We start from the raw sequence: 11477 nt of genomic DNA on the forward strand, positions 1-11477 counted from the left end.
GCGACATGAACGCAACGGTTCACCAGGCTTTCACCGACAGCGCGCGCCAATGGCCGGAGCACGCTTTCCTGTGCATCCTGCCGGAGACGGCGGGCCTGTACGGCATCGCGGCAGGCGAGCTCGCCTATGCCGACGCCGCGGTCCGCGTCGAGGCGCTGCGCAGCGCCTATGCGGCGGCGGGCTACGGCCATGGCCACCGCGCCGGCCTGCTGCTCGAGAATCGGCCCGACTTCTTTCTGCACTGGTTCGCGCTGAACGCGCTCGGCGTGTCGGTCGTGCCGATCAACGCCGATCTGCGCGCCGCCGAACTCGAGTACCTGACGGGACACTCCGAGATCGCGCTGGCGGTCGCGCTGCCGCAACGGCACGACGACCTGCGCGCCGCCGCCGGCCGGGCGGGCCGGCCGCTCGCCGTGATGGGCCCGGCCGACGCGGTGCCGGTCGCGCCGTTCGCGGCCCCGCGCGCGAACGAAGCGCCGGACGAGCTGAGCGAATGCGCCCTGCTCTACACCTCGGGCACGACGGGCCGGCCCAAGGGTTGCATCCTGCCCAATCGCTATTTCCTGCACGCGGGCCGGTGGTACGCGCGCGCCGGCGGCCTGGCCGCGTTGCGCCCGGGCGTGGAACGCATGATCACGCCGCTGCCCCTGGTGCACATGAACGCCATGGCGTATTCGGCCATGGCGATGGTGCTGACCGGCGGCTGCCTCATCCCGCTCGACCGCTTCCACCCGCGCAGCTGGTGGGACAGCGTGCGCGCCTCGCGCGCCACGGTGCTGCACTACCTGGGCGTGATGCCCGCCATGCTGATGAAGGCGCCCGACAGCGCGCAGGACCTCAAGCATCGTGTGCGCTTCGGCTTCGGCGCCGGCGTCGAGCGCGGCCTGCACGAGCCCTTCGAGGCCCGCTTCGGCTTCCCGCTGCTGGAGGCCTGGGCCATGACCGAAACCGGCGCCGGCGCCGTCGTCATCGCCAACGAAGAGCCGCGCCACATCGGATCGAACTGCTTCGGTCGCGAAGAGGCCGACGTTCAGGTCCGCATCGTGGCCGACGATGGCACCGACGCGGCCGCGGGCCAGCCCGGCGAACTGCTCGTGCGCCATGCGGGCGACGACCCCCGCTACGGTTTCTTCGCCGGCTATCTGAAAGACGCCGAGGCCACCGATGCCGCGTGGGAAGGCGGCTGGTTTCATACCGGCGACATCGTGCGCCGCGATGCCGACGGGGCGCTGCGCTTCGTCGATCGCAAGAAAAACGTGATCCGCCGCAGCGGCGAGAACATCTCTGCCGTCGAGGTCGAGGCGGTGCTGCTGCGTCACCCCAACGTCAAGACCGCGGCCGTGGCGGCCGTGCCCGATCCCGTGCGCGGCGACGAGGTCCTGGCCTGCGTGGTCGCCGACAGCGAACCCGCCGACCCGGACGGCCGCGCCGCCGCGGCGCAGGAACTCGTGCAGTGGTGTCTGGAGCAACTGGCCTATTACAAGGCGCCCGGCTATGTGGCGTTCGTGGATGCGCTGCCGCTCACCACCACCAACAAGATCCAGCGGGGCGAGATGAAAAACTGGGCGCCGACCTTGCCCGGCACCGAACGCTGCGTCGACACCCGCGCGCTCAAGAAGCGCCAGGAGCACGCCGCATGAGCCGCAAGGGTTACGACGGCGTCGCGGTGGCCGTGCCGGTCACGGTGCCCTACGTCCGCTACAGCACGCATGCCGCGCACTGGTGGCTCGGACGCGCGCTGGCCGAATTGCTGCGCGCCACCGGCCTGCGCAAGCACGACGTCGACGGCGTATGCGTATCGAGCTTCACGCTCGCGCCGGACAGCGCGGTCGGCCTGATGCAGCATCTGGGCATGCAGCCCCGCTGGCTCGACCATATCCCGATGGGCGGCGCCTCGGGCGTGGTGGCGCTGCGCCGCGCGGCGCGTGCCGTGCAGGCCGGCGACGCCTCGATCGTCGCCTGCGTCGCGGGCGATACCAACCATGTCGACTCGTTCCGCAACACGGTGAGCCAGTTCTCCCGCTTTGCCCAGGACGGCGTCTATCCCTACGGGGCGGGCGGCCCCAACGCCAGCTTCGCGCTGCTCACCGACCACTACATGCGCGAGAGCGGCGCCACCCGTGCCGACTTCGGCAAGCTCTGCGTGGCCCAGCGCGACAACGCGCTGCGCTATCCGCACGCGCTGATGAAGAAGCCGCTCACGCTCGAGCAATACCTGGGCGCGCGCGAGATCGCGAGCCCGATCCACCTCTTCGACTGCGTCATGCCGTGCGCGGGCGCCGACGCCTTCCTGGTGATGAGCGACGAACGCGCCCGGGCGCTCGGCCTGCCCTACGCGCATCTGCTGGGCACGATCGAGCGCCATAACGCCTGGAGCGAGGATCCGATCCAGACGCGCGGCGGCTGGACGCTCGACGTGGACGACCTCTACGCACAGGCCGGCCGGGGCCCCGCGGATGTCGATGTGATGCAGGCCTACGACGACTACCCGGTGATCAACTTCATGCAGCTCGAAGACCTGGGCTTCTGCGCCAAGAACGAAGCGCCCGAGTTCGTGCGCCGTCACACCTTCACGGTGGACGGCAGCTTTCCGTTCAACACCAACGGCGGACAGCTCTCGGTCGGCCAGGCCGGCGCCGCCGGCGGCTATCTCGGCACGGTGGAAGCGCTGCGCCAGCTCACCGGCGGCGCGGGCCGCACGCAGGTGGCCGACGCGCGCACCGCGCTGGTGAGCGGCTTCGGCATGATCAACTACGACCGCGGCCTGTGCACCGGCGCGGCGCTGCTCGGGAGCGCATCATGACCGCCCCGCTCAAGCCCCCCGGGCGCAAGAATCCGGTCGCGCGTACGCGCCAGCCCACGCTGCCGCCCGGCGCGCGCAGCCGTGCCGCGCTGGGGCTGACCGCCGCGGCGGCGCTCGGCCACTTCCGCCTGCAGGTCTGCGCCGCCTGCGGCACGGTTCAGTATCCGCCGCGCGAAGTGTGCGGCGCCTGCCTGCATCATGAGCTGCCCTGGCGCGACGTGTCGCCATGCGGCACCCTCATCGCCCGCACCACCCTGCAGCACAGCAACGACCTTTATTTCCGCGAGCGCCTGCCCTGGCACGTCGGCACCGTCGTGATGGACGCCGGCCCCAGCGTGGTGGCCCATCTGCACGAGGACTGCCGCGACGGCGAGCCGGTGCGCCTGGTACTCAAACTGGATCGCAGCGGCCAGGCCGTGATGATCGCCCTGCCGCCCAAGGACACACCCCATATGGAAGACGACAAGACGCTGCGCGAGACCTCCTGCACGCCGAAGCTGCGACGCGTACTGGTCACCGACGGGCGCTCCGCGGTGGGCCAGGCCCTGGTCGGCGCATTGCTGCAGGCCGGCGCCACCCGGGTCTTCGTGGGCGACCCGCAGGCCTGGCGCGGCGACGCCGCCTTCGAGGCGCTGCGCACGGACGAGCGCGTGAGCGTCCTGCCGCTGGACATCACCGACACCGACGCCGTGGATCGCGCCGCCGCGTCGATCGGCGGCAAGGTCGACATTCTCGTCAACACGGCCGACTACGAACGCGAGGGCGGGCTGCTCGGCGCGCGCGATGTGAACCGCGCGCGGGATGCGCTGGACGTCAATTGCCTCGGCCTCATGCGCCTGGCGCAGGCGTTCGGCCCCGGGATGTGCGGCCGCGCCGCCGACGGACTGAACAACGCCTGCGCCTGGGTCAACGTGCTGAGCATCTATGCGCAGATGAATCTGCCCGCGCGCGGCGTGTGGTCGGCGAGCAAGGCCGCCGCGCTGTCGCTGGCGCAGTGCCTGCGCGCCGAGTTCCGGCCCGCGGGCGTGCGCGTGATCAACGTCTTCCCGGGCCCGGTCGACCACGAATGGGAGCAGCGCACGCCGCCCCCGCGCGTGGCGCCCAAGGCGATCGCCGCCGCGATCGTGCGCGCGCTCGAGGCGGGCACCGAAGACGTGTACGTGGGCGACGTGGCCGAGGAATTCCTCGCCCGTCTGGCCGACAACCCCAAGGGACTGGAACGCGAGCTGGGCGCCTGAGCCCGCCGCATCGACAAGGAGCAACCATTGAGCGCAGACACCCTCGCCCGTTTCGTCGGCGACCTGGCCGCAGGCCGGATCCGCGTGGTCGACCTGACCGAAACCCTCACGCCCGAGTTTCCGACCATCGTGCTGCCGCCCGAGTTCGGCCAGGCGTGGCCGTTCCGCATCGAAGAGATCTCGCGCTATGACGAGCGCGGCCCGGCCTGGTACTGGAACAACTTCTCGTGTTCCGAGCACACCGGCACGCACTTCGACGCGCCGGCCCACTGGATCAGCGGCAAGGACCAGCCCGACAATACCGTCGACACCATCCCCGTCGAGGCCTTCGTCGCGAACGCCTGCGTGATCGACTGCTCGCGCGAATCGCGCGACAACCCCGATTTCCTGCTCACCATCGACTTCGTCAAGCGTTGGGAAGCCGAGCATGGCGAGATTCCTGCCCGCTCGTGGGTGCTGATGCGCACCGACTGGTCCAAGCGCGCCAAGCCCGCCGAGTATCTGAACATGCAGGCCGATGGCGCTCACTCGCCGGGCCCCGACGCGGATGTCGTGCCGTGGCTCATCAAGGAGCGCGACGTGCATGGGTTCGGCACCGAGTCGGTCGGCACCGACGCGGGCCAGGCGGCGCACCTGGATCCGCCCTATCCCTGCCACTACTTCATGCACGGCAACAACCGCTATGGCCTGCAGTGCCTGACCAATCTCGATCAGCTGCCGCCCAAGGGCGCGGTGATCTTCTCGGCGCCGCTGAAGATCCGCAACGGCTCGGGCAGCCCGCTGCGCGTGCTGGCCATGGCGCCGGTCTGACGCAAGCGCCACGCAAGGGGAACACAATGAACAATGAAAATGTGGCCATCGTCACCGGCGGCAGCGCCGGCATCGGCGCCGAAATCTGCCGCAGCATGCTCGAGGCCGGCTACGAGGTGATTTCGCTGGCGCGCCGCACGGGCGAACAGCGCCATGCGCGCCTGCATCATGTGCAGGTGGACCTGCTCGACGCCACCGCCACGGCGCAGGCCGCCGCCGAGGTGGCCGCCCGGCATCCCGTGAGCCACGTGATCCACAACGCCGGCGTGATCTGGCCGAATCTGTTGCCCGACGTGAAGCCCGAAGAGCTGCAGGGACTGACGCAGATCCATCTGGGCGCGGCGCTGGCGCTGGTGCAGGCCACGCTGCCGGGCATGCAGGAGCGCGGCTACGGCCGCATCGTGCTGCTGTCGTCGCGCGGTGCGCTGGGCCTGCCCACGCGCACGGCCTATTCCGCCACCAAGGCCGGCATGATCGGCATGGCGCGCACGTGGGCGCTGGAGCTCGCGCCCAGCGGCATCACCGTCAACGTGGTGGCGCCCGGCCCGATCCAGACCGATATGTTCTACGAGGTCATCGAACCCGGCAGCGAACGCGAGCGCGCGCTCGCCAACAACATCCCGGTCAAGCGCATCGGCCGCAGCGACGACGTCGCGCGCGCGGTCATGTTTTTCTCCGATCCCGCCAATAGCTTCGTGACCGGTCAGACGCTGTATGTCTGCGGCGGCGCGAGCGTGGGCTCGATCACGATCTGAACGTTTCACCCGTCTAACAAGCAGTCCCACGAAGCGCGGACGCCCTTCCCGGCGCCCGCGGCAAGCGCAGCATCCACCCTCTCCAAAGCACGGAGGAATTGCCATGTTGTCGAACAAGCTCTCCCTGGCGGCCGCGGCCGCCGCCGCCCTGATCGCCTTCCCCGCCCTGGCCCAGGTCAAGGTCGGCGTGGTCACGTCGTCCACCGGCCCCACCGCCCTGGTCGGCATCCCGCAAAAAAATACGGTCCCGCTGCTGCCCAAGAAGATCGGCGACCTGACGGTCGAGTACATCTCGCTCGATGACGCCAGCGACTCCACGCAGTCGGTCACCGCGTTCAAGAAGCTGATCTCGGAGCAGAACGTCGACGCGCTGATCGGCCCGTCGGGCTCGCCCAACGCGATGGGCGTGATCCAGTTCGCCGCCGAGGCCGGCGTGCCCATGCTGGCGCCGGTGGGTACCGCCGCGGTGGTGCTGCCGATGAACGACCAGAAGAAGTGGGTGTTCAAGACCACGCAGAACGACGACATCATCGCCCGTGCGCTGGTCGACCACATGGCCAAGACCGGCATCAAGACGGTGGGCTTCATCGGCCTGAACGATCCCTACGGCGAGAACTGGTACAAGGTGTTCTCGGCCATGGCGACCGAGAAAGGCATCAAGATCAGCGCCAACGAACGCTACCTGCGCTTCGACAGCTCGGTGACCGGCCAGGCGCTCAAGATCCTCGCCGCCAAGCCGGACGCGGTGCTGATCGCCGCTCCGGGCGCGGCCAGCGTGCTGCCGCAGACCACGCTGTTCGATCAGGGCTACAAGGGCAAGTTCTACCAGACCCACGGCGCCGCGCTACCCGACTTCCTGAAGCTCGGCGGCAAGAAGGTCGAAGGCACGATCCTCGCGGCCAGCCTGATGCTGGTGCTGCCGGAAATGCCCGACAGCAACCCGTCCAAGAAGGTCGCCTCCGACTACATCGCCGCCTACCAGAAGCTGCACGGCTCGGTGCCCGCCACCTTCGGCGCCAACGTCTACGACGCCGGCCTGCTGCTCGAGAAGGCCGTTCCGATTGCCGAGAAGGCCGGCAAGCCGGGCACCAAGGAGTTCCGCTCCGCGCTGCGCGATGCGCTGGAACAGACCAAGGAGCTGGTGGGCACGCAGGGCGTCTACAACATGAGCGCCGCCGACCACAGCGGTTTCGACGAACGCGGACGCGAGCTGATCACCGTGCGTGACGGCAACTGGACGCTGGTCAAGTAAGACGCCGGGCCGGAACCACGACGCATGAATGCTCAGATAGCCCTGATCCTCGGGCAGGATGGCCTGACCAACGGCGCGATCTACGCGCTGCTGGCCCTGGCCATTCTGCTCGTCTTCACCGTCACGCGGGTGCTGTTCATCCCGCAGGGCGAATTCGTCGCCTTTGGCGCCCTCACCATGGCCGCGCTGCAGGCCGGCAAACCCGTGCTGCTGGTCTGGCTGGTGGTCGCGTTCGCCGTGGCGGAAGCGCTGGCCGATCTGCTGGCCCAGCGGCGCCGCTACGGCCGCATGCGGCCCGACTGGCGCTGGGGCGCGCGGCTGGTCTATCCGTTCGTGCTGGCGGGGCTGCTGTACACGCTGCCGCTGGCCGACTTGCCCATGGCGGTGCAGGCGCTGCTGACGCTGGCGATCGTGGTTCCGCTCGGCCCTCAGCTCTACCGGCTGTTCTATCAACCGATCGCGGCGGCTTCCACGCTGGTGCTGCTGATCGTTTCGGTCGCGGTGCACCTGGCGCTGGTCGGCCTGGGCCTGCTGGCATTCGGCGCCGAGGGCGCGCGCACGCGCCCCTTCTCGGACGCGCAGTTCGCGCTCGGCCCGCTCAACGTCAATAGCCAGGCGCTGTGGGTGCTGGCCGTGTCGCTGGTGCTGATCCTGGTGCTCTACCAGTTCTTCGAACGCACCATGTATGGCAAAGCGTTGCGGGCGGCCGCCTTCAATCGCGCCGGTGCGCGGCTGATGGGGATCTCGCCGGTGTTCGCCGGCCGCATCACCTTCCTGTTGGCGGGCCTGATCGGCACCGTCTCCGGCATCCTGATCGCGCCGATCACCACCATGTATTTCGATTCGGGCTTTCTCGTCAGCCTCAAGGGCTTCGTGGGCGCCATCATCGGCGGCCTGGTGAGCTACCCCGTGGCGGCCCTGGGCGCCGTGCTGGTGGGCCTGATCGAAGCCTTCTCCGCCTTCTGGGCCAGCGCCTACAAGGAGATCATCGTCTTCACCCTGATCATTCCCGTGCTGCTGTGGCGCTCGCTCAAGAGCCACACGGTCGAAGAAGAGGAGGACGAAGCATGACGTCCGGCCGCCTCCTCGCCGTCTTTCTGATCCTGCTCGCGCTGGCGCCGCTGGGTCTGCCCGCGTTCTACGTCACCCTGCTCAATTACATCGGTCTGTACGCGCTGGTGGCCATCGGCCTGGTGCTGCTGACCGGCGTGGGCGGCCTCACGAGCTTCGGCCAGGCCGCGTTCGTGGGCCTGGGCGCCTATACCACCGCCGTGCTGACCACGCGCGCCGACGCCCTGCCGTCCGTCGTGGCCTGGCTCGGCCTGTCGCCGTGGCTCACGCTGCTGGCCGGCCTGCTGCTCACGCTGCTGGTCGCGTGGCTGCTGGGCGCGCTCACCCTGCGGCTCTCGGGACACTTCCTGCCCCTGGGCACGATCGCCTGGGGCCTGAGCCTGTACTTCGCCTTCGGCTCGGCCGAAGGGCTGGGCGGGCACACCGGCCTCACCGACATCCCGGCCATCTCGCTCTTCGGCATCAGCCTGCATCAGGGCGATCGGATCTACTACCTGATCTGGGCGTTCCTGCTGATCGGCATCTGGACCACGCGCAACCTGCTCGACTCGCGCGAGGGCCGCGCGATCCGGGCGCTCAAGGGCGGCCGCGTGATGGCCGAGTCGATGGGCGTGGACACGGCGCGCGCGCGCATGGTGATTTTCATCATCGCCGCGCTGCAGGCCTGCGCCTCGGGCTGGCTCTATGCCCACATGCAGCGCTTCGTGAATCCGAATCCGTTCGGCCTGCAGATGGGCATCGAGTATTTGTTCATGACCGTCATCGGCGGCGCCGGCAGCGTGTGGGGCGCGCTGGTCGGCGCCGGCGTCTTCACCGTGCTCAAGCAATGGTTGCAGGACTGGCTGCCGCGACTGCTGGGCCAGAGCGGCAACTTCGAAGTGATCGTGTTCGGCTTCGGCATGGTGTTGCTCCTGCACCGCTGGCGCGGCGGCATCTGGCCGGCGCTGGCGCGCATCGTGCCGGTGCGCGTGCCGCCCCGCCGCGTCGACACGCAGGCCGAACCCCTGCCCCGGCGGACCATGCCGCCGCGCGGCGAGGTGGTTCTGGTGGCGCACGAGGTGACGCGCAAGTTCGGCGGCCTGGTGGCCAACGATGCGATGAGCCTCGAGGTCCACGCCGGTGAGGTGCTTGCGCTCATCGGCCCGAACGGCGCGGGCAAGAGCACCATGTTCAACCAGCTCTCGGGCGTCGACACGCCCACCTCGGGCAGCGTGCGCTTCCTCGGCCAGGAGGTCGCGGGACTCGGCGCGCGCCGGATCGCGCGCATGGGGCTCTCGCGCACCTTCCAGCACGTCAAGCTGATGAAGCGCATGAGCGCGCTCGAGAACGTGGCGATCGGTGCGCATCTGCGCGGCGAGAGCGGCGTGCTGCGCTCGGCCTGGCGCATGGACCGTCCCGAAGAGCAGCGCCTGCTCGCCGAGGCCGCGCGCCAGATCGAGCGGGTCGGGCTGGGCCCGCATCTGCTCGACCCCGCCGGCTCGCTGGCGCTGGGCCAACAACGCATCCTGGAGATCGCGCGGGCGCTCGCCGCCGATCCCTGCCTGCTGCTGCTCGACGAGCCCGCGGCCGGCCTGCGCTACCAGGAAAAGCGTGAACTCGCCGCGCTGCTCGACCGCCTGCGCGGCGAAGGCATGGCCATCCTGCTGGTGGAGCACGATATGGAATTCGTGATGGGCCTGGCCGACCGCGTGGTGGTGATGGACTTCGGCCAGAAGATCGCACAGGGCCTGCCGGCCGAGGTGCAGCGCGACCCCGCGGTGCTCGAGGCGTATCTGGGCGGCGTGGAAAACGGTATCGATATGGAAACGACGACATGAGCGCACCCCTTCTGCAAGTGCGCGGCCTGCACGTGGCCTACGACAAGATCGAAGCCGTCGCCGGCGTCGACCTCGAGGTCGGCGAAGGCCAGATCGTGACCGTGATCGGCCCCAACGGCGCGGGCAAGACCACGCTGCTGTCGGCCATCATGGGCGTGCTGCCGTCGCGCGGCGAGATCCAGTTCGGCGGCACCTCGCATGCCCACGCCGATGTCGAGGAAATGGTCGCGGCCGGCATGAACCTCGTGCCCGAGAAGCGCGAGCTGTTCGCGGAGATGAGCGTCGAGGACAACCTGCTGCTCGGGGGCTTCCATCGCTACCGCACCGGTCAGCGCGACCAGCAGGAATGCATGGCGGAAGTGTTCGAGCTGTTCCCGCGCCTGCGCGAGCGGCGCGGGCAGCTCGCCGGCACCTTGTCGGGCGGCGAGCGCCAGATGCTGGCCGTGGGCCGCGCGCTGATGGCGCGGCCGCGGCTGCTGATGCTGGACGAGCCCAGCCTCGGGCTGGCGCCCCGCATCGTGCGCGAAGTGTTCCTGATCGTGGCGGAGCTGCGCCGCCGCGGCGTGTCGATCCTGCTTATCGAGCAGAACGCGAGGGCGGCGCTGCAGGTGGCCGACCATGCGTATGTGCTGGAGATGGGCAAGGTGACGCTGTCAGGGCCGGCGGCCGAGGTGGCGCGCGACCCGCGCGTGGTGGAGGTGTATCTGGGGCTGGGGCACGCTCAGGCGGCCTGACGCGTGTCAGGCCAGGCCGCGGCGGCGGTCGCGCCGGTACATGACATAGCCCAGCGGCCACATCACCGTGACCAGCATACCGGCCCACACATTGGTCAGCCGGTAGTTGGACACCGCGGTGGGCAGCCCGGAATTCTGCAGGTGCAGGCGGAAGCGCGTGTAGCGCGCCGCCGCCAGCAGGAACTCGCGCGGCCGGTGCAGGATCTGGTCCATGTGATGCTGCAGCATGTCCCAGGCCAGCAGATACAGGCCCTGCACGTTGTTGCGGATCGAGACGCCGCTGTTCATCAGGCCGCCTGGCGTGTCGTGATAGACGCGCACCACGCGGTTGATGAAGCGCGTCATGAAGCCGGCCCGCGCGATCGCCCACCACACCAGGCTCTCGGGCACGAAGCCCGCGACATCCTGCGGAAAGGGATACGCGCGCAGCACGTCGGTGCGCATGCAGCCGAATTTTTCGCCCGGCACGCGGTAGCGGAAGTACATCTCCACGGCGGTGGCGTCGAGCGGATCCTTGGGAAAGCGTTCGCCCACGATGCTGCCGTCGGGCCGCGCGCACAGTCCGGTGACGGCCACGTACGACTCGCGGCGGTCGGCCGGGATCTCTTCCCAGGCGGCATCGAGGATGGCCAGCGCGTCGGCGGGCATCGCGTCGTCGCTGTCGAGCGCCACCACGAACTCGCCGCGCGCCTCACGCACGCCCCGGTTGAACGCCGCCTTCTTGTGCTGGTTGTTTTGCCAGAAATAGCGGATCGGAAAATCGGCGCGGGCCTGCCAGGCCAGGACGACCTCGCGGGTGTTGTCGGTGGAGCCGTCGTCGACCACCACCCATTCGAAGTCGCGCAGGGTCTGGCGGCAAAGCGAGTCGTAGACCCGGGACAGTGTCGCTGCGCGGTTGAACGTGGGCGTCAGGACCGTGAATCGATAGGTCGGTTCGATCATGCGGCGGGACGAAGATGAGAGGGCACGTGGGGCGGCAGGCAGGTCACGAAGGCAG

General features: G+C 69.4%; 10 protein-coding genes. 9 read left to right on the top strand and 1 reads right to left on the bottom strand.

The window, feature by feature from the left end; genetic code table 11:
* Positions 1-5 precede the first annotated feature (5 nt).
* The 9 genes from CEK29_RS18390 (at position 6) to CEK29_RS18430 (ending at position 10480) form a co-directional block, all read left to right on the top strand.
* Positions 6-1640, top strand: coding sequence for an AMP-binding protein (locus CEK29_RS18390; protein ID WP_094858902.1), 1635 nt, complete (start codon positions 6-8; stop codon positions 1638-1640).
* A complete protein-coding gene (locus tag CEK29_RS18395; RefSeq protein WP_094858903.1) occupies positions 1637-2803 on the top strand; it encodes a thiolase family protein in 1167 nt (388 codons plus the stop codon). Before CEK29_RS18390 ends, CEK29_RS18395 begins: the two co-directional genes overlap by 4 nt.
* A complete protein-coding gene (locus tag CEK29_RS18400; RefSeq protein ID WP_094858904.1) occupies positions 2800-4041 on the top strand; it encodes an SDR family NAD(P)-dependent oxidoreductase in 1242 nt (413 codons plus the stop codon). The genes CEK29_RS18395 and CEK29_RS18400 overlap by 4 nt, the downstream gene beginning before the upstream one ends.
* A gap of 27 nt (positions 4042-4068) precedes the next feature.
* The gene (locus CEK29_RS18405) at positions 4069-4851 is read left to right on the top strand and encodes a cyclase family protein (protein ID WP_094858905.1); all 783 of its coding nucleotides are present in this window, start codon (positions 4069-4071) and stop codon (positions 4849-4851) included.
* 26 nt (positions 4852-4877) lie between these two features.
* On the top strand, positions 4878-5606 hold the full coding sequence (locus CEK29_RS18410; protein WP_094858906.1) for an SDR family NAD(P)-dependent oxidoreductase: 729 nt from the start codon (positions 4878-4880) through the stop codon (positions 5604-5606).
* A gap of 103 nt (positions 5607-5709) precedes the next feature.
* A complete protein-coding gene (locus tag CEK29_RS18415; RefSeq protein WP_094802927.1) occupies positions 5710-6858 on the top strand; it encodes an ABC transporter substrate-binding protein in 1149 nt (382 codons plus the stop codon).
* A gap of 24 nt (positions 6859-6882) precedes the next feature.
* On the top strand, positions 6883-7929 hold the full coding sequence (locus tag CEK29_RS18420) for a branched-chain amino acid ABC transporter permease (protein WP_094802929.1): 1047 nt from the start codon (positions 6883-6885) through the stop codon (positions 7927-7929).
* Positions 7926-9746: a branched-chain amino acid ABC transporter ATP-binding protein/permease gene (locus CEK29_RS18425; protein WP_094858907.1), complete on the top strand. Its 1821-nt coding sequence runs from the start codon at positions 7926-7928 to the stop codon at positions 9744-9746. Before CEK29_RS18420 ends, CEK29_RS18425 begins: the two co-directional genes overlap by 4 nt.
* A complete protein-coding gene (locus CEK29_RS18430) occupies positions 9743-10480 on the top strand; it encodes an ABC transporter ATP-binding protein (protein WP_094802933.1) in 738 nt (245 codons plus the stop codon). The genes CEK29_RS18425 and CEK29_RS18430 overlap by 4 nt, the downstream gene beginning before the upstream one ends.
* A 6-nt stretch (positions 10481-10486) precedes the next feature.
* Here CEK29_RS18430 and CEK29_RS18435 read toward each other — a convergent pair whose 3' ends face one another.
* A complete protein-coding gene (locus tag CEK29_RS18435) occupies positions 10487-11422 on the bottom strand; it encodes a glycosyltransferase family 2 protein (protein ID WP_094858908.1) in 936 nt (311 codons plus the stop codon).
* Positions 11423-11477: the final 55 nt, after the last annotated feature.

Source organism: Bordetella genomosp. 5 (assembly GCF_002261475.1).
In the GTDB taxonomy this organism is placed as follows: Bacteria; Pseudomonadota; Gammaproteobacteria; order Burkholderiales; family Burkholderiaceae_B; genus Bordetella.

Coding starts and splice junctions, on each gene's coding strand:
- CEK29_RS18435 (WP_094858908.1), bottom strand. CDS start 11,422: ATGATCGAACCGACCTATCGATTCACGGTCCTGACGCCCACGTTCAAC.
- CEK29_RS18400 (WP_094858904.1), top strand. CDS start 2,800: ATGACCGCCCCGCTCAAGCCCCCCGGGCGCAAGAATCCGGTCGCGCGT.
- CEK29_RS18425 (WP_094858907.1), top strand. CDS start 7,926: ATGACGTCCGGCCGCCTCCTCGCCGTCTTTCTGATCCTGCTCGCGCTG.
- CEK29_RS18430 (WP_094802933.1), top strand. CDS start 9,743: ATGAGCGCACCCCTTCTGCAAGTGCGCGGCCTGCACGTGGCCTACGAC.
- CEK29_RS18415 (WP_094802927.1), top strand. CDS start 5,710: ATGTTGTCGAACAAGCTCTCCCTGGCGGCCGCGGCCGCCGCCGCCCTG.
- CEK29_RS18390 (WP_094858902.1), top strand. CDS start 6: ATGAACGCAACGGTTCACCAGGCTTTCACCGACAGCGCGCGCCAATGG.
- CEK29_RS18410 (WP_094858906.1), top strand. CDS start 4,878: ATGAACAATGAAAATGTGGCCATCGTCACCGGCGGCAGCGCCGGCATC.
- CEK29_RS18395 (WP_094858903.1), top strand. CDS start 1,637: ATGAGCCGCAAGGGTTACGACGGCGTCGCGGTGGCCGTGCCGGTCACG.
- CEK29_RS18420 (WP_094802929.1), top strand. CDS start 6,883: ATGAATGCTCAGATAGCCCTGATCCTCGGGCAGGATGGCCTGACCAAC.